This is a genomic window from Klebsiella sp. 141240 (genome assembly GCF_050600805.1).
GTDB lineage: Bacteria > Pseudomonadota > Gammaproteobacteria > Enterobacterales > Enterobacteriaceae > Klebsiella > Klebsiella aerogenes.
On the sequence record NZ_JAQIRK010000013.1, the window covers coordinates 1 to 21140 of the forward strand.

15 protein-coding genes, 1 rRNA gene and 1 riboswitch are annotated in these 21140 nt (G+C 56.0%); of the genes, 10 read left to right on the forward strand and 6 right to left on the reverse strand.

Annotation, left to right across the window (positions count from 1 at the left end):
- Positions 1 to 166: 166 nt before the first annotated feature.
- The 5 genes from rrf to aceK all read left to right on the forward strand — a co-directional run bounded on the left by rrf (position 167) and on the right by aceK (position 6633).
- Positions 167 to 282: ribosomal RNA gene (gene rrf, locus PGQ95_RS19750) — 5S ribosomal RNA — on the forward strand.
- Positions 283 to 620: 338 nt separating this feature from the next.
- Entirely contained in the window at positions 621 to 1550 is a 930-nt protein-coding gene (metA, locus tag PGQ95_RS19755) for a homoserine O-acetyltransferase MetA (protein ID WP_045396850.1), read from the forward strand.
- A 260-nt stretch (positions 1551 to 1810) separates the two neighbouring features.
- Positions 1811 to 3412 carry a malate synthase A gene (gene aceB / locus PGQ95_RS19760; protein ID WP_087859663.1) on the forward strand — a complete coding sequence of 534 codons (1602 nt, stop codon included), beginning with the start codon at positions 1811 to 1813 and terminating at the stop codon, positions 3410 to 3412.
- A gap of 31 nt (positions 3413 to 3443) precedes the next feature.
- On the forward strand, positions 3444 to 4748 hold the full coding sequence (gene aceA, locus PGQ95_RS19765; RefSeq protein ID WP_430919100.1) for an isocitrate lyase: 1305 nt from the start codon (positions 3444 to 3446) through the stop codon (positions 4746 to 4748).
- Between the two features lie 100 nt (positions 4749 to 4848).
- Positions 4849 to 6633 carry a bifunctional isocitrate dehydrogenase kinase/phosphatase gene (gene aceK / locus PGQ95_RS19770; RefSeq protein WP_430919102.1) on the forward strand — a complete coding sequence of 595 codons (1785 nt, stop codon included), beginning with the start codon at positions 4849 to 4851 and terminating at the stop codon, positions 6631 to 6633.
- Between the two features lie 51 nt (positions 6634 to 6684).
- Here the strand turns inward: aceK and iclR are convergent, their stop codons facing one another.
- Complete coding sequence (gene iclR, locus PGQ95_RS19775) at positions 6685 to 7515, reverse strand: glyoxylate bypass operon transcriptional repressor IclR (RefSeq protein ID WP_020079887.1); 831 nt, start codon at positions 7513 to 7515, stop codon at positions 6685 to 6687.
- 195 nt (positions 7516 to 7710) lie between these two features.
- Between iclR and metH the strand changes: the two genes are divergently transcribed.
- The gene (gene metH / locus PGQ95_RS19780) at positions 7711 to 11394 is read left to right on the forward strand and encodes a methionine synthase (protein WP_411326038.1); all 3684 of its coding nucleotides are present in this window, start codon (positions 7711 to 7713) and stop codon (positions 11392 to 11394) included.
- Positions 11395 to 11688: 294 nt separating this feature from the next.
- On the forward strand, positions 11689 to 13320 hold the full coding sequence (locus PGQ95_RS19785) for a Na/Pi cotransporter family protein (RefSeq protein WP_015368796.1): 1632 nt from the start codon (positions 11689 to 11691) through the stop codon (positions 13318 to 13320).
- 69 nt (positions 13321 to 13389) lie between these two features.
- Here the strand turns inward: PGQ95_RS19785 and pepE are convergent, their stop codons facing one another.
- On the reverse strand, positions 13390 to 14079 hold the full coding sequence (pepE, locus tag PGQ95_RS19790; protein WP_047046472.1) for a dipeptidase PepE: 690 nt from the start codon (positions 14077 to 14079) through the stop codon (positions 13390 to 13392).
- Positions 14080 to 14225: 146 nt separating this feature from the next.
- Between pepE and PGQ95_RS19795 the strand changes: the two genes are divergently transcribed.
- The gene (locus tag PGQ95_RS19795) at positions 14226 to 14471 is read left to right on the forward strand and encodes a YmjA family protein (protein WP_020079884.1); all 246 of its coding nucleotides are present in this window, start codon (positions 14226 to 14228) and stop codon (positions 14469 to 14471) included.
- 61 nt (positions 14472 to 14532) lie between these two features.
- Positions 14533 to 15408, forward strand: a complete 876-nt coding sequence (gene rluF, locus PGQ95_RS19800) for a 23S rRNA pseudouridine(2604) synthase RluF (protein WP_213317898.1) — start codon at positions 14533 to 14535, stop codon at positions 15406 to 15408.
- Here the strand turns inward: rluF and PGQ95_RS19805 are convergent.
- The 3 genes from PGQ95_RS19805 to lysC all read right to left on the reverse strand — a co-directional run bounded on the left by PGQ95_RS19805 (position 15405) and on the right by lysC (position 18178).
- The gene (locus tag PGQ95_RS19805; RefSeq protein ID WP_020079883.1) at positions 15405 to 15677 is read right to left on the reverse strand and encodes a DUF3811 domain-containing protein; all 273 of its coding nucleotides are present in this window, start codon (positions 15675 to 15677) and stop codon (positions 15405 to 15407) included. The two genes, rluF and PGQ95_RS19805, sit on opposite strands and share 4 nt — an antisense overlap.
- 124 nt (positions 15678 to 15801) lie before the next feature.
- Entirely contained in the window at positions 15802 to 16731 is a 930-nt protein-coding gene (panS, locus tag PGQ95_RS19810) for a ketopantoate/pantoate/pantothenate transporter PanS (RefSeq protein WP_048229785.1), read from the reverse strand.
- Between the two features lie 97 nt (positions 16732 to 16828).
- Positions 16829 to 18178 carry a lysine-sensitive aspartokinase 3 gene (gene lysC, locus PGQ95_RS19815; protein ID WP_087858850.1) on the reverse strand — a complete coding sequence of 450 codons (1350 nt, stop codon included), beginning with the start codon at positions 18176 to 18178 and terminating at the stop codon, positions 16829 to 16831.
- Between the two features lie 183 nt (positions 18179 to 18361).
- A riboswitch (Lysine riboswitch) is annotated at positions 18362 to 18595 on the reverse strand.
- A 340-nt stretch (positions 18596 to 18935) separates the two neighbouring features.
- On the opposite strand from lysC, the gene pgi reads away from it, so the two are divergent.
- Entirely contained in the window at positions 18936 to 20585 is a 1650-nt protein-coding gene (pgi, locus tag PGQ95_RS19820; protein WP_020079879.1) for a glucose-6-phosphate isomerase, read from the forward strand.
- Between the two features lie 49 nt (positions 20586 to 20634).
- Here pgi and PGQ95_RS19825 read toward each other — a convergent pair whose 3' ends face one another.
- Positions 20635 to 21114, reverse strand: a complete 480-nt coding sequence (locus tag PGQ95_RS19825; protein WP_259925762.1) for an acyltransferase — start codon at positions 21112 to 21114, stop codon at positions 20635 to 20637.
- Positions 21115 to 21140 lie beyond the last annotated feature (26 nt).

The window sequence follows — 21140 nt, forward strand, 5'->3', positions numbered from 1 at the left end:
TGATAGGTCGGGTGTGTAAGCGTAGCGATACGTTGAGCTAACCGATACTAATGAACCGTGAGGCTTAACCTTACAACGCCGAAGATGTTTTGGCGATTTGAGATGATTTTCAGCCTGATACAGATTAATCAGTGCGTCGTTATGACGGGCTGGTAAACAGAATTTGCCTGGCGGCGATAGCGCGGTGGTCCCACCTGACCCCATGCCGAACTCAGAAGTGAAACGCCGTAGCGCCGATGGTAGTGTGGGGTCTCCCCATGTGAGAGTAGGGAACTGCCAGGCATCAAATAAAACGAAAGGCTCAGTCGGAAGACTGGGCCTTTTGTTTTTGTGTTTTGCGGCCAGACGCGCCGCCATCTCCCCGGTGGCGCTGCGCTTACCGGGGCTACAGACCGCGTAGCAACCAGTAGCCCGGGAAAGGCGCCTCGCGCCGCCCCCGGGGAAAGCGACCATATCAATACTTCCCCGGCCTGCACTGCCTGCGTGAGATCCAACCTTTTAAATCCTCCTTGAAACTTTCTCACCTTCCACTTGCAGACTCGACATTTTGCTTATTCCTGGTTATTGTCAGCTATCTGGATGTCTAAACGTTTATACGTATGTAATGGGGTGATACAGCTATGCCAATTCGGGTGCAGGACGAGCTACCGGCCGTCAATTTCTTGCGCGATGAAAACGTCTTCGTGATGACGACATCGCGTGCCACCACTCAGGAAATCCGCCCGCTGAAGGTGTTAATTCTCAATCTAATGCCAAAGAAGATCGAGACGGAGAATCAGTTCCTGCGGCTGCTGTCGAACTCGCCGCTACAGGTCGATATCCAACTGCTACGCATCGATGCGCGTGAGTCGCGTAATACGCCGACGGAGCATCTGAATAACTTTTACTGCAACTTTGACGACATTCGCGAGCAGAACTTCGATGGTCTTATTGTTACCGGCGCGCCGTTGGGGCTGGTTGAATTTAACGATGTCGCCTACTGGCCACAGATCAAACAGGTACTGGAGTGGGCTAAGGATCACGTCACGTCAACACTATTTGTCTGTTGGGCGGTACAGGCGGCGCTGAATATTCTTTATGGTATCCCCAAGCAAACTCGTACCGAAAAGATCTCTGGCGTTTATGAACACCATATTTTGCACCCGCATGCGCTGCTGACTCGCGGGTTTGATGACACCTTCCTTGCGCCTCATTCGCGCTATGCCGACTTCCCGGCCGGGCTGATTCGTGATTACACCGACCTCGACATTCTTGCTGAAACCGAAGATGGCGATGCCTATCTTTTCGCCAGCAAAGATAAACGTATCGCTTTTGTTACCGGTCACCCTGAATACGATCCGCATACCCTGGCAAGTGAATACTTCCGCGATCTGGAGGCTGGTTTAGCGCCACAGCTTCCGGACAACTACTTCCCGAATAACGATCCAAACAATAAACCGCGGGCGACCTGGCGCAGCCATGGCAATCTCCTATTTGCTAACTGGCTTAACTATTACGTCTACCAAATCACACCATACGATCTGCGTCATATGAATCCAACGCTGGATTAATCTACCAGCGCGTACGATCCTAAAGCGTTTCAGCATCTCGCCTCAGGCACCTTAGGGTGCCTTTTTTATTTCCGAAAATCACTTCCCCTTCTATTTAAACTTTAATTTCTTTGTTATCAAAGTGTTGAATTGATTTTAAATTAAAAATGGAAATTGTTTTTGATTTTGAAAAATTCTTGAGTAGTCTTAATTGTGCTGAGCGAAAAGCAGACAACGATCTTTCGCTCGCGCTACCAGGATCAACCAAGAGGAGCTGCACAATGACGCACCAGGCGACAATGACCGATGAACTGGCCTTCAGCCAGCCTTATGGCGAGCAGGAGAAGCAAATTCTGACTGCGGAAGCGGTGGAGTTCCTGACGGAACTGGTGAGCCGTTTTATGCCTGAGCGTAATCAGCTGTTGGCGGCACGCGTCCTGCAACAGCAGGCCATTGATGGTGGTAATCTTCCTGATTTTATTTCGGAAACGGCTTCCATTCGTAATGGTGACTGGAAGATACGCGGTATTCCGGCCGATTTGCAGGACCGCCGCGTAGAAATCACCGGTCCGGTTGAACGCAAGATGGTAATTAACGCCCTGAATGCTAACGTTAAAGTCTTTATGGCTGATTTCGAAGACTCGCTGGCGCCGGATTGGCACAAAGTGATTGATGGCCAAATCAATCTGCGCGATGCGGTCAATGGCACCATCAGCTACACCAACGAAGCGGGGAAAATTTATCAGTTGCAGCCCGATCCCGCGGTACTGGTCTGCCGCGTTCGCGGCCTGCATCTGCCGGAGAAGCACGTTACCTGGCGTGGTGAGGCGATTCCCGGCAGTTTGTTCGATTTTGCGCTCTATTTCTTCCACAACTACCAGGCGCTACTGGCGAAAGGGAGCGGCCCCTATTTCTATCTGCCGAAAACCCAGTCCTGGCAAGAGGCGGCATGGTGGAGCAAAGTCTTCAGTTTCACCGAGGATCGTTTTGAGCTGCCGCGGGGCACCATTAAGGCCACGTTGCTGATTGAGACGCTGCCGGCAGTATTCCAGATGGATGAAATCCTGCATGCGCTGCGCGACCATATTGTTGGCCTGAACTGCGGGCGCTGGGACTATATCTTCAGTTATATCAAGACGCTGAAAAATCACCCCGACCGTGTCCTGCCGGATCGCCAGGTGGTGACGATGGATAAACCTTTCCTGAGCGCCTATTCACGCCTGCTGATTAAGACTTGCCATAAGCGCGGCGCCTTCGCGATGGGCGGTATGGCGGCGTTTATCCCGAGCAAAGATGCCGAACGCAATCGTCAGGTGCTAAATAAAGTCACCGCCGATAAAGAGCTGGAGGCCAACAATGGCCACGATGGCACCTGGATTGCGCATCCGGGCCTTGCGGATACGGCGATGAACGTCTTTAACCGCGTACTGGGTGAACATCCTAACCAGCTGTTTGTTACCCGCAATGACGACGCGCCGATTACAGCCGAGCAGCTGCTGGCTCCCTGCGAGGGCGAGCGTACTGAAGCCGGCATGCGCGCCAATATCCGCGTAGCGGTGCAGTACATTGAGGCCTGGATCTCCGGCAACGGTTGCGTACCGATTTACGGCCTGATGGAAGATGCGGCGACGGCTGAGATTTCGCGTACCTCTATCTGGCAGTGGATCCATCACCAGAAAACCCTGAATGACGGCACACCGGTTACCAAGGCGCTGTTCCGCCAGTGGCTGGCTGAAGAGCTGATGGTGATTCAGGAAGAGTTGGGGGAACACCGCTTCAGCCACGGTCGCTTTGACGATGCGGCGCGGCTGATGGAGCAAATCACCACTTCCGACGAACTGATCGACTTCCTGACTCTGCCAGGTTACCGCCTGTTGGCGTAATTCACCCCATCACAATATGGAGCATCTGCACATGAAAACCCGTACCCAACAAATCGAAGAATTAAATAAAGAGTGGACGAACCCGCGCTGGGAAGGCATTACCCGCCCATACAGCGCGGAAGAGGTGGTGAAGTTACGCGGCTCGGTGAACCCGGAATGCACGCTGGCGCAGCTTGGCGCGGCGAAAATGTGGCGTCTGCTGCATGGTGAAGCGAAAAAGGGTTATATCAACAGCCTTGGCGCGTTAACCGGCGGTCAGGCGCTGCAGCAGGCGAAGGCGGGCATTGAAGCCATCTACTTGTCTGGCTGGCAGGTCGCCGCCGACGCCAACCTGGCCTCCAGTATGTACCCGGATCAATCGTTGTACCCGGCTAACTCGGTGCCGTCGGTGGTTGATCGGATCAATAACACCTTCCGTCGCGCCGATCAGATCCAGTGGGCGGCGGGGATTGAGCCGCACGATCCGCGTTTTATCGACTATTTCCTGCCGATCGTCGCCGATGCGGAAGCCGGTTTTGGCGGCGTGCTGAACGCCTTTGAGCTGATGAAATCGATGATTGCGGCCGGTGCAGCGGCCGTGCATTTCGAAGATCAGCTGGCGTCGGTGAAGAAGTGCGGACATATGGGCGGCAAGGTGCTGGTGCCGACACAAGAGGCGATTCAGAAGCTGGTCGCCGCGCGCCTGGCGGCGGATGTGATGGGCGTGCCGACGCTGCTTATCGCCCGTACCGACGCCGATGCCGCTGACCTGATTACCTCGGATTGCGATCCTTACGATCGCGAGTTTATCTCCGGCGATCGCACCAGCGAAGGTTTTTATCGCACCCATGCCGGAATCGAACAGGCAATCAGCCGCGGCCTGGCCTACGCCCCTTACGCTGACCTGGTATGGTGTGAAACCTCCAAACCGGACATTGAACAGGCACGCCGTTTTGCCGAGGCGATCCACGCCCGCTTCCCGGGCAAGCTGCTGGCCTATAACTGCTCGCCATCTTTTAACTGGAAGAAAAATCTCGACGATAAAACCATCGCCAGCTTCCAGCAGCAGCTGTCGGATATGGGCTATAAATTCCAGTTCATTACCCTGGCGGGTATCCACAGCATGTGGTTCAACATGTTCGACCTGGCTCACGCCTACGCGCAGGGCGAAGGCATGCGTCACTATGTCGAAAAGGTTCAGCAGCCGGAGTTTGCCGCCGGGCCGGAAGGCTACACCTTCGTCTCGCATCAGCAGGAAGTGGGCACCGGGTACTTCGACAAAGTGACCACCATTATCCAGGGGGGGACCTCGTCGGTAACGGCGCTGACCGGCTCGACCGAAGAATCACAGTTTTAAGCAATGCCCGGTGGCGCTGCGCTTACCGGGCCTACAAAAGTGTAGGCCGGATAAGCTAACGCGCCATCCGGCATGATGTTGTGCCGGATGGGGGAAAGCGATGACGCGTGGCCTGGAACTACTGATTGCCCAAACCATTTTACAGGGATTCGACGCCCAGTACGGGCGTTTTCTGGAAGTCACTTCCGGCGCACAGCAGCGCTTCGAACAAGCGGACTGGCACGCCGTGCAGCAGGCGATGAAGCAGCGTATCCACCTCTACGATCACCACGTGGGTCTGGTGGTAGAACAGCTGCGCTGCATTACCGAAGGGAAAAGTACCGACGTCGATTTTCTTCTGCGGGTGAAACAGCAGTACACCCAACTGTTGCCGGATTACCCTCGCTTTGAAATTGCGGAGAGCTTTTTCAACTCGGTCTACTGCCGACTGTTTGACCACCGCTCGCTGACCCCCGAGCGGCTCTTTATTTTTAGCTCCCAGCCGGAACGTCGTTTTCGCACGATTTCGCGACCGCTGGCGAAGGACTTTTATCCCGAACGCGGCTGGGAATACCTGATGCATAACCTGCTTGCCGATTTGCCGCTGCGCCTGCCGTGGCAAAACAAAGGGCGTGATATCGGTTATATCGTCAGTCATTTACGTGAAGCTCTCGGTGGAGAACTGTTGTCGCAGTCGCATCTGCAGGTGGCGAATGAGCTGTTTTATCGTAATAAAGCCGCCTGGCTGGTAGGTAAACTGGTTACGCCGATGGCGACGCTGCCGTTCCTGCTGCCGATACATCGTAGCGATGACGGAGAGCTATTTGTTGATACCTGCCTGACGACCCACGCCGAGGCGAGTATCGTCTTTGGTTTCGCCCGCTCCTATTTCATGGTCTACGCGCCGCTGCCCGCGGCGCTGGTTGAATGGCTGCGCGAGATTCTGCCGGGAAAAACTACCGCCGAGCTGTATATGGCGATTGGCTGTCAGAAGCATGCTAAAACGGAAAGTTATCGCGAGTACCTGCACTATGTTACCCGCAGCGATGAGCAGTTTATCGAAGCGCCGGGCATCCGTGGGATGGTGATGTTGGTCTTTACCCTGCCGGGATTCGACCGGGTATTTAAGGTGATTAAAGACCGCTTTTCGCCGCAAAAAGAGATGACCGCCGCCCACGTTCGTGCCTGCTATCAGCTGGTCAAAGAACACGACCGCGTCGGGCGAATGGCGGATACTCAGGAATTTGAAAACTTTGTGCTCGATAAGCGACAAATTGCGCCCGAGCTGATGGCGCTGTTGCAGGCGGAAGCGGGGAATAAGTTGACCGACCTCGGCGATCGCATTGCCATCAGTCATCTTTATATTGAACGACGGATGGTGCCGCTCAATATCTGGCTGGAGCAGGTGGAAGGCCAGGCGCTGCGCGACGCGGTAGAAGAGTACGGTAATGCCATTCGCCAACTGGCGGCCGCCAATATCTTCCCCGGCGACATGCTGTTCAAAAACTTCGGCGTCACGCGCCACGGACGGGTGGTATTCTACGATTACGATGAAATTTGCTATATGACCGAGGTGAATTTCCGCGACATTCCGCCGCCGCGCTATCCGGAAGATGAGCTGGCCAGTGAACCCTGGTATAGCGTGTCCCCAGGCGATGTCTTCCCGGAAGAGTTTCGCCACTGGCTGTGCGCCGATCCGCGAATCGGGCCGCTACTGGAGGAGATGCACGCGGATTTGCTGCGTGCCGATTACTGGCGCGAATTACAGACGCGAATTAAAAACGGGCACGTGGAAGATGTTTACGCTTATCGGCGTAAGCAGCGTTTTAGCGTGCGCTATGGCGCCGACAGTAGGCCGGATAAGGCGTTTACGCCGCCATCCGGCAAGGTGCGCCGATCTGCCTGATGGCGCTACGCTTATCAGGCCTACTTAAAATGCCCCTCTGGGGCATTTTTATTATTTAACCCCGCCGTATGCCAACGTGACTTCCTTGGCGGCCTTAATGACAAGCGCGCCAAGCTCGGTCACCCGATCATCGGTCATGCGTGAAATCGGCCCGGAGATGGAGATTGCGGCGAACGGCTCGCGGTGTTCGTCGTAAATGCAGGAAGCGATACAGCGCAGCCCCAGCGCATGTTCTTCATCATCAAATGAATAGCCGCGTTTACGCGTCTGGGCCAAATCCTCTTTTAAATGTACCGGAGAAACCAGGGTGGCGTGGGTGTAAGCATGCAGCCCTTTCCGATGTAGCAGCGTGGTGACCTCTTCTTCGCTCAACTGCGACAGAAACGCTTTTCCGGCGCCTGACGCGTGCATCGGCAATTTGCCGCCAATCGGCGCCGACATGCGCATCAGCTGCGTACATTGCACCTGGTCGATGATAATCGCCTGATGATCGCTTTTATCCAGTACCGCCAGGTTGACCGTTTCGCCGGAATCTTCCATCAGCTGGCGCAGAATAGGATGGACGATGGCCAGCAGATTGCGGCTTTGCAGGAAGCTGCTGCCGACGACAAACGCATGCGCGCCAATCGCCCAGTGCCCCAGCTCGCCGACCTGGCGCACAAAACCGAGCTGCTGCATGGTGGTAAGCAGACGATGGGTGGTGGAGTTAGGTAGCCCCGCCTGCTGCGCCAGTTCGGTGAGCGCGACGCTGCTATGCGATTCAGAAATCCATTCAAGCAGTTTCAGACCGCGGGTAAGCGACTGCACTTGCCCGCCAGCCTGAGCTGCAGGGGCGGCAGCGGCGGGTTTTCTGCCGCGTTTGGCGGGAACCGGGGTAGCCATGATGAACTCCTTTTTTCTGTATCGTGGAAATGATTTTCGTTTTATTTGGCGATAATGCAATCACAACCAGACTGATCGGAGGAGTGAAGTTGAACTTGTCTCATGTTGCTGCAGGTTTCCTTTTCCGGCAGGTTGGTTTATGCCAGTATGGTTTGTTGGCTTTTTGGTCTGAGTTGAGCGCTGTCGGGAGTCTGTGTGAGTAACAAAGTAGAACAATTACATCAGCAGTTAAGAGAACGCATTCTGGTTCTGGACGGGGGCATGGGCACCATGATCCAGGGCTATCGTCTGAGTGAGCAGGATTTCCGCGGCGAACGCTTTGCCGATTGGCCGTGCGACCTGAAAGGCAATAACGACCTGCTGGTGCTCAGCAAGCCTGAGGTCATCCGCGAGATCCACGACGCCTATTTCGCCGCCGGCGCGGACATTATCGAGACCAACACCTTCAACTCGACAACCATCGCGATGGCGGATTACCAGATGGAATCCCTGTCGGCAGAAATCAACTTTGCCGCCGCGAAGTTGGCTCGCGCCAGCGCCGATGCATGGACCGCGCGTACGCCGGAAAAACCGCGCTATGTGGCGGGGGTGCTCGGGCCGACCAACCGCACCGCTTCTATTTCTCCGGACGTCAACGATCCGGCATTTCGGAATATTACGTTCGATCAGCTGGTGGCCGCCTATCGTGAATCCACCAAAGCACTGGTGGAAGGCGGCTCGGATCTCATTCTGATTGAAACGGTCTTTGACACCCTGAACGCCAAAGCGGCGATTTTCGCGGTCAAAGAAGAATTTGAGGCGCTTGGCGTCGAGCTGCCGATTATGATTTCCGGCACTATCACCGATGCCTCCGGACGTACACTGTCCGGGCAGACGACCGAAGCGTTCTATAATTCGCTGCGCCACGCCGATGCCCTGACCTTCGGCCTGAACTGCGCGCTGGGGCCAGATGAGCTGCGCCAGTACGTGCAGGAGCTTTCGCGGATCGCCGAATGCTACGTTACCGCGCACCCGAACGCCGGCCTGCCGAACGCCTTCGGCGAATATGATTTGGATGCCGACACCATGGCGGCGCAAATTCGCGAATGGGCGCAGGCAGGTTTCCTTAATATTGTCGGCGGCTGTTGCGGCACCACCCCGGAACATATCGCCGCCATGAGCCGGGCGGTAGAGGGCTTGCCGCCGCGCCAGCTGCCTGAACTCCCGGTTGCCTGCCGTCTGTCGGGCCTGGAGCCGCTGAACATCGGCGACGATAGTTTGTTCGTCAACGTGGGCGAGCGGACCAACGTTACCGGCTCCGCTAAATTTAAGCGCTTAATCAAAGAAGAGAAATACAGCGAAGCGCTGGACGTGGCGCGTCAGCAGGTGGAAAGCGGCGCGCAGATTATCGATATCAACATGGATGAGGGGATGCTCGATGCCGAAGCGGCGATGGTGCGTTTCCTCAACCTGATAGCGGGTGAACCGGATATTGCCCGCGTGCCGATTATGATCGACTCCTCCAAGTGGGAAGTCATCGAAAAAGGGCTCAAGTGTATTCAGGGCAAGGGCATCGTTAACTCGATCTCGATGAAAGAGGGCGTCGAACTCTTTATTCATCACGCTAAGCTGGTTCGCCGCTACGGCGCGGCAATGGTGGTCATGGCCTTTGATGAAGTGGGCCAGGCCGATACCCGCGAGCGCAAAATCGAAATTTGCCGTCGCGCCTACAAAATCCTCACCGAAGAGGTCGGCTTCCCGCCGGAAGATATTATCTTCGACCCCAACATTTTTGCCGTCGCCACCGGTATTGAAGAGCACAATAACTACGCTCAGGACTTTATCGGCGCCTGCGAAGACATTAAACGCGAGCTGCCGCATGCGCTGATTTCCGGCGGCGTCTCCAACGTGTCGTTCTCGTTCCGCGGTAACGATCCGGTACGTGAAGCGATCCACGCCGTCTTCCTCTACTACGCTATCCGCAACGGTATGGACATGGGCATCGTCAATGCTGGCCAACTGGCGATATACGACGATCTGCCGGGCGAGCTGCGCGACGCGGTTGAAGATGTGATTCTTAACCGCCGCGATGACAGCACCGAAAGATTGCTTGAGCTGGCGGAAAAATATCGCGGCAGCAAAGTGGACGACGGCGCTAACGCTCAGCAGGCGGAATGGCGCAGCTGGGACGTGAAAAAACGTCTTGAATACTCGCTGGTCAAAGGGATTACCGAATTTATCGAGCAGGATACGGAAGAGGCGCGCCAGCAGGCCGAACGGCCGATTGAGGTGATTGAAGGGCCGCTGATGGACGGCATGAACGTGGTCGGCGACCTGTTCGGCGAAGGCAAAATGTTCCTGCCGCAGGTGGTAAAATCCGCGCGGGTGATGAAACAGGCGGTGGCCTACCTCGAACCTTACATCGAAGCCAGCAAAGAACAGGGCTCCAGCAACGGTAAGATGGTGATCGCCACCGTGAAAGGCGATGTGCACGATATTGGTAAAAACATCGTCGGTGTAGTGCTGCAGTGCAACAACTACGAAATTATCGATCTCGGCGTGATGGTGCCGGCAGAGAAAATCCTGCGTACCGCGCGCGAAGAAAACGCCGATCTGATTGGCCTCTCCGGGCTTATCACGCCGTCGCTGGACGAAATGGTCAACGTGGCGAAAGAGATGGAGCGTCAGGGCTTCACCATCCCGCTGCTGATTGGCGGGGCGACGACCTCGAAAGCCCATACCGCGGTGAAAATCGAACAGAACTACAGTGGCCCGACGGTCTACGTGCAGAACGCCTCGCGTACCGTAGGGGTGGTCTCAGCCCTGCTGTCGGCAACCCAGCGCGATGATTTTGTCGCCCGTACGCGTAAAGAGTATGAAACGGTGCGTATTCAGCACGGGCGCAAAAAGCCGCGCACGCCGCCTGTGACTCTGCAGGCGGCGCGGGAAAACGATCTGGCGTTTGACTGGGAGAGCTACACGCCGCCGGTAGCCCACCGTCTGGGCGTGCAGGAGGTGGAAGCCAGCATTGAAACGTTGCGTAACTACATCGACTGGACGCCGTTCTTTATGACCTGGTCGCTGGCGGGTAAATATCCGCGTATCCTGGAAGATGAAGTGGTGGGTGAAGAGGCGCAACGCCTGTTTAAAGACGCCAACGATTTGCTGGATAAACTCAGCGCCGAAAAAACGCTCAACCCGCGCGGCGTGGTCGGGTTGTTCCCGGCCAACCGCGTTGGCGACGACGTGGAAATCTATCGTGATGAAACCCGCACCCACGTGCTGACGGTCAGCCATCACCTGCGCCAGCAAACCGAAAAAGTCGGCTTCGCGAACTACTGCCTCGCCGATTTTGTCGCACCGAAGCTGAGCGGTAAAGCGGACTATATCGGGGCTTTCGCGGTGACCGGCGGGCTGGAAGAAGACGCGCTGGCGGAAGCCTATGAAGCGCAGCACGACGACTATAACAAGATCATGGTCAAAGCCATCGCCGACCGCCTGGCGGAAGCCTTCGCCGAGTATCTGCATGAGAAGGTGCGTAAGGTTTACTGGGGCTATGCGGCCAATGAGAACCTCAGCAATGAAGAGCTGATCCGCGAAAACTACCAGGGGATCCGCCCGGCGCCCGGTTACCCGGCCTGCCCGGAACACACCGAGAAAGCGACCATCTGGGAACTGTTGGATGTGGAAGCGCATACCGGCATGAAGCTCACCGAGTCCTTCGCCATGTGGCCTGGCGCATCGGTTTCCGGCTGGTACTTCAGCCATCCTGATAGTAAGTACTTCGCCGTAGCGCAGATCCAGCGCGACCAGGTGGAAGATTACGCCCTGCGTAAAGGGATGACGGCGGCGGAAGTTGAGCGTTGGCTTGCACCTAACCTCGGCTATGATGCTGACTAACGAAATATGTTTCGTTACAACAAACAGGGCGCTCTTTGAGCGCCTTGAGGTTGATGACAATCCTCATGCAACCGTTGGACTTACCGATTGCGCCAGATAAAAAACATGGAAAATCAATTTATTGATTTTCGGCTGATAACCACAAAGAAGGAAAAACCACGCTTTTTCCTTCTTTGCCAGCAGTCAGACAGGGCGCTCTTTGAGCGCCTTGTCTCTTTATTGAAGTTAACCCCTTATACTGAAGGGAGGTTTAAACCTCAGGAACACTTATAACGATAAGGAGAAGCTGATTCTGTGTTAACGCTGCTACACCTACTTTCCGCCGTAGCCCTACTGGTGTGGGGGACCCATATTGTGCGTACTGGCGTGATGCGCGTCTTTGGCGCGCGCCTGCGTACCGTGCTCAGCAGTAGCGTGGAGAAAAAACCGCTCGCCTTTTGTGCGGGGATTGGCGTCACCGCGCTGGTGCAGAGCAGTAACGCCACCACCATGCTGGTGACGTCGTTTGTGGCCCAGGATCTGGTCGCGCTGGCGCCAGCGCTGGTCATGGTGCTGGGTGCGGATGTGGGGACGGCGCTGATGGCGAGGGTACTGACCTTCGACCTCTCCTGGCTATCGCCGCTGCTGATATTTATCGGCGTTATTTTCTTCCTCGGGCGTAAACAGACCCGCGCGGGTCAGCTTGGGCGGGTCGGTATCGGTCTTGGGCTTATCCTACTGGCGCTGGAGCTCATCGTCCAGGCGGTGCATCCGATTACCCAGGCCAACGGCGTCCAGGTGATTTTCGCCTCGCTGACCGGCGATATCATGCTGGATGCGCTGATTGGCGCCGTGTTCGCCATTATCAGTTACTCCAGCCTGGCGGCCGTGCTGCTGACCGCAACGTTAACCGGCACCGGGGTGATCTCTTTCCCGGTGGCGCTATGCCTGGTCATCGGCGCTAACCTCGGCTCAGGCCTGCTGGCGATGCTCAACAACAGCGGCGCCAATGCGGCGGCGCGGCGGGTGGCGCTCGGCAGCCTGCTGTTCAAGCTGGTGGGGAGCTTGATAATTTTGCCATTTGTGCACGTACTGGCGGATGTCATGCACAAATTGCCGCTGGAAGAGTCGGAGCTGGTCATCTACTTCCACGTCTTCTACAACCTGATTCGCTGCGTGGCGATGGTGCCATTCGCCGGGCCGATGGCGAACCTGTGTAAACGCCTGATCCGCGATGAGCCGGAGCTGGATAACCATCTCAAGCCGAAGCATCTGGATCCCTCGGCGCTGGATACGCCGGCGCTGGCGTTGGCCAATGCCGCCCGTGAGACCCTGCGTATCGGCGACGCCATGGAGCAGATGCTGGAAAGCCTGCGCAAGGTGATGCACGGCGAGCCGCGCGAAGAGAAAGAGCTGCGACGGATGGCGGACGATATCAACGTTCTGTATACGGCGATTAAGCTTTATCTGGCGCGGATGCCGAAGGACGAGCTGGCGGAAGAGGAGTCTCGCCGCTGGGCGGAAATTATCGAGATGTCGCTCAACCTGGAGCAGGCGTCTGACATCGTCGAGCGAATGGGCAGCGAAATCGCCGATAAATCTCTGGCGGCGCGGCGCGCATTTTCCGTCGAGGGGTTAAAAGAGTTGGATGCGTTATACGAGCTACTGCTCAGTAACCTGCAGCTGGCAATGTCGGTCTTCTTTTCCGGCGACGTGCCGAGCGCCCGTCGGTTGCGCCGCAGTAAGCACCGTTTTCGTATTCTTAACCGCCGTTACTCGCACGCGCACGTTGACCGCCTGCATCAGCAAAACGTGCAGAGTATCGAAACCAGTACGTTGCATCTGGCGCTGTTGGGCGATATGAAGCGTCTGAACTCGCTGTTCTGCGCTGTTGCCTATAGCGTGATGGAGCAGCCGGATGAAGACGACGAGCGGGATGATTATTAGCTGAATGTACGCAGGGTAACCCGGATAAGGCGCAACGCGCCGCTATCCGGGTAATGTTCGCCAACCAGCCTAGAAACGGTGGCCCGCAGCCAGGGTTACCGCTTCTTCTCCTGCTTTGAACAACAGCGTCGGGTTCGGGCCGCCGAGCGTGGCGTGTCCGTCGCTGACCTGAATCCAGTTCCCCTCCGGCAGGCCAATCACCGTTAATTCCGGCGCCACGACCAGCAATTCGCGAATACGTTGCTCACGGGTCTCACCCTGATGCCCGGTCGGCAGCGCGTTGGTGAAGTGTGGATTAATCTGCAGCGGGAACAGCCCTAACGCGTCAAACCCCTGAGGATCGACAATCGGCATATCGTTGGTGGTGCGAATGGTCGGGCAGGCGAGGTTAGATCCCGCGCTCCAGCCGATATACAACGCCCCGCGTTTGACGACATCGACAATCGGCGCCAGCAGCCCGCGGCTGCGACACTCTTTCAGAAGCTGGAAGGTGTTTCCGCCGCCGACGATGACCATCTCGGTACTTTCAATGGCGGCGATAGGGTCGGCGACACTGTGGATACCGGTCACGCTGACGCCCATCGGCGCCATGACTGCGGCGGCTTTGGCGGTGTAATCATCCCAGCTTTGCGTCACCCCGGCGAAGGGAATAAATACCGCCGAACGGCGGCCTTTGACCTGGCCGGCAATCAGCGGCAGCGCATGTTCCATCCAGGCTTTGCCCGGCAGCGTAGAGTTACTCAGTAACAGCAGTTCCATCTTTTCATCCTGTGTAAGCATGTCATTTGGCGCAGATTCTATCATTGGCCCGGCGTCGGGGCGCTGATATGGCTCACGGTGCAGGCAAGCTGAATGTTATTATCGGGGCCGAAAAACGCAGACGCTAACTCCCCCGGAGACGACCTATGAACAATGAAATACCGCTGAAATATTATGACATCGTGGATGAGTACTCAACGGAGTGCGCAGAAGCGGTAAAAGAGTCCGAGCGCGATTGTCTGGCGCATTACTTTCAACTGCTGATTACGCGCTTAATGAATAACGAGGAGATCAGCGAGGAAGCGCAGCAGGAGATGGCCCGTGAAGCAGGCATTGCCGAACAGCGTATCGACGATATCGCCAATTTCCTCAATCAATGGGGTAATGAATAACGCCATCCCTGTTTTTTATCGCCAGTAAGGTGAGGTATATTTCGCTGTCAAAGGAGAAACTATGCTGACCGACTCATCTACTCGTTTAAACAAATACATCAGCGAAAGCGGGATTTGCTCGCGCCGCGAAGCGGACCGCTTTATTGAACAAGGCAACGTCTTTATCAACGGCAAGCGCGCCGCCATTGGCGATCAGGTGAAGCCTGGCGATGTGGTGAAAGTGAACGGTCAGCTGATTGAGCCGCGAGAAGCCGATGATTTGGTGTTGATTGCGCTGAATAAGCCGGTAGGTATTGTCAGCACCACCGAAGATGGCGAGCGCGATAATATCGTCGACTTCGTGAACCACAGTAAACGCGTGTTCCCGATTGGCCGTCTCGATAAAGACTCCCAGGGGTTAATTTTCCTGACCAACCACGGCGATCTGGTGAACAAAATCCTGCGCGCTGGCAACGACCACGAAAAAGAGTATCTGGTCACCGTTGATAAACCGGTTACCGATGAATTCATTCGGGGCATGGGAGCGGGCGTACCGATTCTCGGTACCGTGACCAAGAAATGTAAGGTCAAGAAAGAAGCGCCGTTCGTGTTCCGCATTACGCTGGTTCAGGGGTTAAACCGTCAGATCCGCCGCATGTGTGAGCATTTCGGCTATGAAGTCACGAAGCTGGAGCGGACGCGCATTATGAACGTTAGCCTGACGGGCATTCCCCTGGGTGAGTGGCGCGATTTAACCGATGATGAGCTGATCGACCTGTTCAAGCTGATTGAAAACTCCTCTTCCGAAGCGAAGCCAAAAGCTAAACCGAAGGCCAAAGCGGCGACCGCCGGGATCAAGCGCCCGGTGGTGAAGATGGAAAAAACCAACGATAAAGGCCGCCCGGCCTCGAACGGTAAACGTTTCGCTCAGCCGGGACGTAAAAAGAAAGGCCGCTAACGCCTGCCGCGGGTCGGCGTATTCGCCGACCACGAAAATGTCGCCTCTTTGTCTACTTTGTAAGCCTGCTGTTTTTTCGCCTGGCGGGCTTTCTTCGCTTCCGCTTCGCGCAGCGCCATCAGCTTATCGATATATTCCTTTTTTACGCTGTTCGTTTCCGCATTGCTCAGCGGGCGGCCGTGCGCGATACGCGCGCGGTCCAACAGCGTTTTCAATTCGCGCTGTTCGCGCTCGGTCATCTCTTTTTGTGTAATGCGGGGGAGTGCCATGGTGGTGCCCTCAATCAGACCAGAGAGTCCAGTGTACGGCAATAGGTGAATTACCGATAGCTGACCCTTGCGAGAATGCAAGGGGAGGGAAGACACGTCCGGGCATTTGCCCGGACGTATACGATTAGCGCTGGTTGCCTTTTTTGGTTGTCGGCTTACCGGACCAGTAACCCGCCAGCAGCGAGCCGGAAAGGTTATGCCATACCGAGAACAGCGCGCCGGGCAGGGCGGCCAGCGGGCCGAAGTAAATTTTCCCGAGGGCCGCGGCGAGGCCAGAGTTCTGCATACCCACTTCGATAGCCAGAGTGCGGCAGGTGGATTCATCAAAACCGAACAGGCGCCCGCCCCAGTAGCCGCCGAGCAGGCCGATGGCGTTATGCAGAATGACCGCCACGATGACTACCAGGCCAACCGAGGCGATATGCGATGCCGAACCGGCGACCACGGCGCTGATAATCGCCAGAATGCACAGCATGGAGAAGGCGGGAAGGAACGGCTCCACCGCCTTCACCACTTTTGGCAACAGGTGATGAACAATCAGACCGAGGCCGATTGGGATCACCACGATTTGCAGGATGCTTAGCAGCATACCCATCACATCGACCTGAATGTGCGCATCAACGTACAGGCGCGTCAGAAGCGGCGTGGCGACCACGCCAACTAGCGTAGAAACGGAAGAGATAGTTACCGACAGCGCGACATCGCCTTTCGCCAGATAGATCATGACGTTGGAAGCGGTTCCGCTGGCGACGCTGCCGACCAGCACCATCCCGGCGGAGAGCTCTGGCGGCATGTGGAACAGCAGCGCCAGTATCCAGGCGGCGAGCGGCATCACCAGGTAATGCAGAAAAATTCCCGCTGCGACCGGCGCCGGTCGTGACAGCACGCGCTTAAAATCGTCCAGCTTCAAATGGACGCCCATGCCGAACATAATCAGCATCAGCAGCGTGGTGACCCACGGGCCGATAGGGGTAAAAGTGGTTGGCGTGTAATAAGCCAATACGGAGAGCAGCAGCGCCCATAACGGGAACAGCCGCGTAAGCGTGGCGAGCATAGTGTATTCCTTGCGACAGTGTTTGTTGTGTTGGTGTTGTTATAAAAAAGCCGGGTTCGAGCCCGGCTATAGGTATTTTTTATCGCGCAAAAGAATATTATTCAAACAAATTATGATGCAGCTTCTGCACCACTTTCTCCGCGTCGTCGCCAGGCACCAGGAAGCACAGGTTGTGGCTGGATGCGCCGTAACAGATCATGCGGATATTGAACGGTTCCAGTACGCCAAACACCTCTTTACCGACGCCGCAGGCTTTCGATAGCTCGTTGCCGATCAGGGCGACCAGCGCCAGATTTTCTTCCACTTCGACGCGGCACAGCGAAGAGAGCTCGGTCAGCAGCGCCTGGGTGAGCAGAGTGTCGCCAGCGGAGGTTGAACCGGTGGTGTCCATGGTCAGCGCAATACTCACTTCCGAGGTGGTGATCAGATCGACGGAAATATTATGCCGCGCCAGAATACCGAACACTTCTGCAAGGAAGCCGCGGGAGTGCAGCATATGCAGGCTGTGCAGGGTCAGCAGCGTTTGACGACGACGCAGCGCCAGCGCGCGGAACAGCGGTGGATTTTCGGTTTTATGACAGACCATCGTGCCGCCGGCTTTAGGTTCTTTGCTGGAGCCGACGAATACCGGGATATCGCTACGTACGGCCGGCAGCAGGGTGGCCGGATGCAATACCTTGGCCCCGAACGTGGCCATCTCCGCGGCTTCAGCGAAAGCGATCACATCGATGCGTTTCGCCGCTGGCGCGACGCGCGGATCGGTTGTGTAGATCCCAGGGACATCGGTCCAGATATCGACACGGCTGGCGTTTAAGGCTTCGCCGAGCAGCGCGGCGGTGTAGTCGCTGCCGCCGCGGCCAAGGGTGGTGGTGCGGCCTTTGGCTTCACTGCCGATAAAGCCCTGGGTAATCACCAGGCCTTCTTCCAGCCGTGGCGTGAGTTGTTGCTGCGTCAGTTCCGCCAGCGCGGCGATATCTGGTTCGGCGCGGCCGAAACGATCGTTGGTGCGCATCACTTTACGTACGTCGAACCACTGCGCCGCAATACCACGCTCGCGTAGGATCTCAACGAACAGTAAGGTGGACATCAGTTCGCCGTGGCTCACCAGTTCATCGGTCAAGGCTTCCGAGCTGGCCAGCGAGGCGGCTTCCGCCAGGGTAGTAATGTTTTCCAGCAGACGCTCGATCTCTTCGCGAATAACGTTGGGATAACGTAAACGCTCCAGAATATTGAACTGGATTTGGCGCATTTCATCGAGCTTAGCGAAACGTTCGGTGGGTTCCAGCCCTGCCGCTAAAGCAACTAAGATATTGGTAACGCCAGCCGATGCGGATAACACCACTACGCGGGTATTCGCATCCAGCAGCGCGACGTCGACGCTACGATTCATCGCGTCGAAATCGGCCACGCTGGTGCCGCCGAACTTAGCAACAACTAAATCTGTCATAACAACCTCGTGTCAGGGGGCCTGACTTATTAAAACGATTCCTGAACAACCGCTCCTGGTTCGGGCTGGAAATAACCGGAGCGCTACAAAATGTCTTAATAAGCCAGGCCAAATTAACTCAGCCATGGCACAAGGGAAGAGCGAAAAGTAGGGTGGGCGCAGAGCGATAAACAAACTACGATGTCACCCAGAAGTGCTCCACCTTGTAGACCCGTTCGCCGATGACGCGCATCGGTTCGCGAGTATGAAACGCCCGACTGCGAACGCTTCTGGTGACAACCCAGGGGATTCAGCCCCTGTGGCCGGCGACAGACTTAACCAGATGCCTGTGCGCCTCGGCGTTGCTCCCCCTCACGTATTTTCCCCGGACTGGTTCCTCCAATACGGTTACCTGGGCAACGCACCTCTTCTGGCAATTACTGACGTCTTTCACTATGCCTGGGGAGAGACTGGTCATTATACCCCCCAACGATACTCTTCGCTGTAGCGTGAAATGCGCGAGCAATACATACCTACGGTTCCGTAGGCAGTTCAGCTATATAAAGGCTTCCGGACGGGTATGTCAACGACAGGGTTATGCGGATTTTTCATGCATCGGCGGATAACAGAAAAAAGCCTAATGATCGCTATAATATGGGAGCTCTTTACCCTATTTCTGACCCCCGTCAACGGCATAACACAAAAATCATCACAATTTTCCGCCGCTGAGGCTACAATCGACCGAAGTCACATTTTTCAAATCAGAAGAGTATTGCTAATGAAAAATATCAACCCAACGCAGACAGCTGCATGGCAGGCATTACAGAAACACTTCGATGAAATGAAAGACGTCACTATCAGCGAGCTTTTCGCCAAAGATAGCGATCGTTTCTCTAAATTCTCCGCTACTTTTGACGATCTGATGCTGGTGGACTTCTCCAAGAACCGCATCACTGAAGAGACGCTGTCTAAGCTGCAGGATCTGGCGAAAGAGACCGATCTGGCCGGCGCTATCAAGTCGATGTTCTCCGGCGAAAAAATTAACCGTACCGAAGACCGCGCGGTACTGCACGTCGCGCTGCGCAACCGCAGCAATACGCCAATTGTGGTTGACGGCAAAGATGTGATGCCGGAAGTCAACGCTGTACTGGAGAAGATGAAAGCCTTCTCCGAAGCGATTATCTCCGGTAGCTGGAAAGGCTACACCGGTAAACCGATCACCGACGTGGTGAACATCGGTATCGGCGGTTCAGACCTCGGCCCGTTCATGGTGACCGAAGCGCTGCGCCCGTATAAAAACCATCTCAACATGCACTTCGTTTCTAACGTTGACGGCACTCATATCGCCGAAGTGCTGAAAGCGGTGAATCCGGAAACCACGCTTTTCCTGGTGGCTTCTAAAACCTTCACCACTCAAGAAACCATGACCAACGCCCACAGCGCGCGTGACTGGTTCCTGGCGACCGCGGGCGACGAGAAACACGTGGCGAAACACTTCGCGGCGCTCTCCACCAACGGTAAAGCGGTTGGCGAGTTCGGCATCGATACGGCTAACATGTTTGAATTCTGGGACTGGGTTGGCGGTCGTTACTCCCTGTGGTCCGCCATCGGCCTGTCTATCATTCTGTCCGTTGGCTTCGATAACTTCGTCCAGCTGCTGTCCGGCGCCCACGCCATGGACAAACACTTCTCCACCACCCCGGCTGAGAAAAACCTGCCGGTACTGCTGGCGCTGATTGGCATCTGGTACAACAACTTCTTCGGCGCCGAAACCGAAGCGATTCTGCCGTACGATCAGTACATGCACCGCTTTGCCGCTTACTTCCAGCAGGGCAACATGGAATCCAACGGTAAGTACGTTGACCGTAACGGCAACGTTGTGGATTACCAGACTGGCCCAATCATCTGGGGCGAGCCGGGGACTAACGGCCAGCACGCGTTCTATCAGCTGATCCACCAGGGCACCAAAATGGTACCGTGCGATTTCATCGCCCCGGCTATCACCCATAACCCGCTGTCTGACCACCATCAGAAACTGCTGTCTAACTTCTTCGCCCAGACCGAAGCGCTGGCCTTTGGTAAATCTCGCGAAGTGGTTGAGCAGGAATATCGCGATCAGGGTAAAGACCCGGCTCAGCTTGAGCACGTGGTGCCGTTCAAAGTGTTCGAAGGCAACCGTCCGACCAACTCCATCCTGCTGCGTGAGATCACCCCGTTCAGCTTGGGCGCATTGATTGCGCTGTATGAGCACAAAATCTTCACCCAGGGCGCGATCCTCAACATCTTCACCTTCGATCAGTGGGGCGTTGAGCTGGGTAAACAGCTGGCTAACCGCATCCTGCCGGAACTGAAAGATGGCGCGGACGTTAGCAGCCACGACAGCTCTACCAACGGTCTGATTAACCGTTATAAAGCCTGGCGCGCATAAGCGCTGCGCAATTAAACCTTAATGCCGACCCTCGGGTCGGCATTTTTATTTATAGCCGCCGCAGCAGCCTCGCCGGGTTGCCCGCCCAAACGCCTTTCTCGGTGATGGATTTTGTCACCACGCTCCCGGCGCCGATGACCACGCCATCGCAGATACTCACCGCCAGAATGGTGGCGCCGCTGCCGATAGACACGTCATTGCCGATTTCAATGCGCCCCCAACTGTCGCGGTCGGCATTCGGTTTGCCATCGCGGAACATGTCGTTGGCGAACATCACGCCGTGGCCGATAAAACAACGTTGGCCGATGGTGACGTACTCGCAGATAAAACTGTGGGACTGGATTTTGCTGTCCGCACCGATGCGCGTGTGCCCCTGAATCTCGACGAACGGCCCGACGAAGACATTATCGCCGAGCTGGCAATCATAGAGGTTGGCGGGCTGGTATATGACCACGTTTTCGCCGCAGATGACGTTGCGAACGCCGGTATCGCGAAGCGTAAAAGGGGGAATATTTGGCTTATTCGACATGCTGCATTCCTCGTTCGGATCTCATC

What these genes read in the sequence shown, in the direction of transcription:
- aceK (WP_430919102.1), top strand. Translation starts at nt 4,849, where the DNA reads ATGACGCGTGGCCTGGAACTACTGATTGCCCAAACCATTTTACAGGGA.
- PGQ95_RS19805 (WP_020079883.1), bottom strand. Translation starts at nt 15,677, where the DNA reads ATGGCACTCCCCCGCATTACACAAAAAGAGATGACCGAGCGCGAACAG.
- panS (WP_048229785.1), bottom strand. Translation starts at nt 16,731, where the DNA reads ATGCTCGCCACGCTTACGCGGCTGTTCCCGTTATGGGCGCTGCTGCTC.
- iclR (WP_020079887.1), bottom strand. Translation starts at nt 7,515, where the DNA reads ATGGCTACCCCGGTTCCCGCCAAACGCGGCAGAAAACCCGCCGCTGCC.
- rluF (WP_213317898.1), top strand. Translation starts at nt 14,533, where the DNA reads ATGCTGACCGACTCATCTACTCGTTTAAACAAATACATCAGCGAAAGC.
- PGQ95_RS19795 (WP_020079884.1), top strand. Translation starts at nt 14,226, where the DNA reads ATGAACAATGAAATACCGCTGAAATATTATGACATCGTGGATGAGTAC.
- pepE (WP_047046472.1), bottom strand. Translation starts at nt 14,079, where the DNA reads ATGGAACTGCTGTTACTGAGTAACTCTACGCTGCCGGGCAAAGCCTGG.
- metA (WP_045396850.1), top strand. Translation starts at nt 621, where the DNA reads ATGCCAATTCGGGTGCAGGACGAGCTACCGGCCGTCAATTTCTTGCGC.
- aceB (WP_087859663.1), top strand. Translation starts at nt 1,811, where the DNA reads ATGACGCACCAGGCGACAATGACCGATGAACTGGCCTTCAGCCAGCCT.
- PGQ95_RS19825 (WP_259925762.1), bottom strand. Translation starts at nt 21,114, where the DNA reads ATGTCGAATAAGCCAAATATTCCCCCTTTTACGCTTCGCGATACCGGC.
- aceA (WP_430919100.1), top strand. Translation starts at nt 3,444, where the DNA reads ATGAAAACCCGTACCCAACAAATCGAAGAATTAAATAAAGAGTGGACG.
- pgi (WP_020079879.1), top strand. Translation starts at nt 18,936, where the DNA reads ATGAAAAATATCAACCCAACGCAGACAGCTGCATGGCAGGCATTACAG.
- lysC (WP_087858850.1), bottom strand. Translation starts at nt 18,178, where the DNA reads ATGACAGATTTAGTTGTTGCTAAGTTCGGCGGCACCAGCGTGGCCGAT.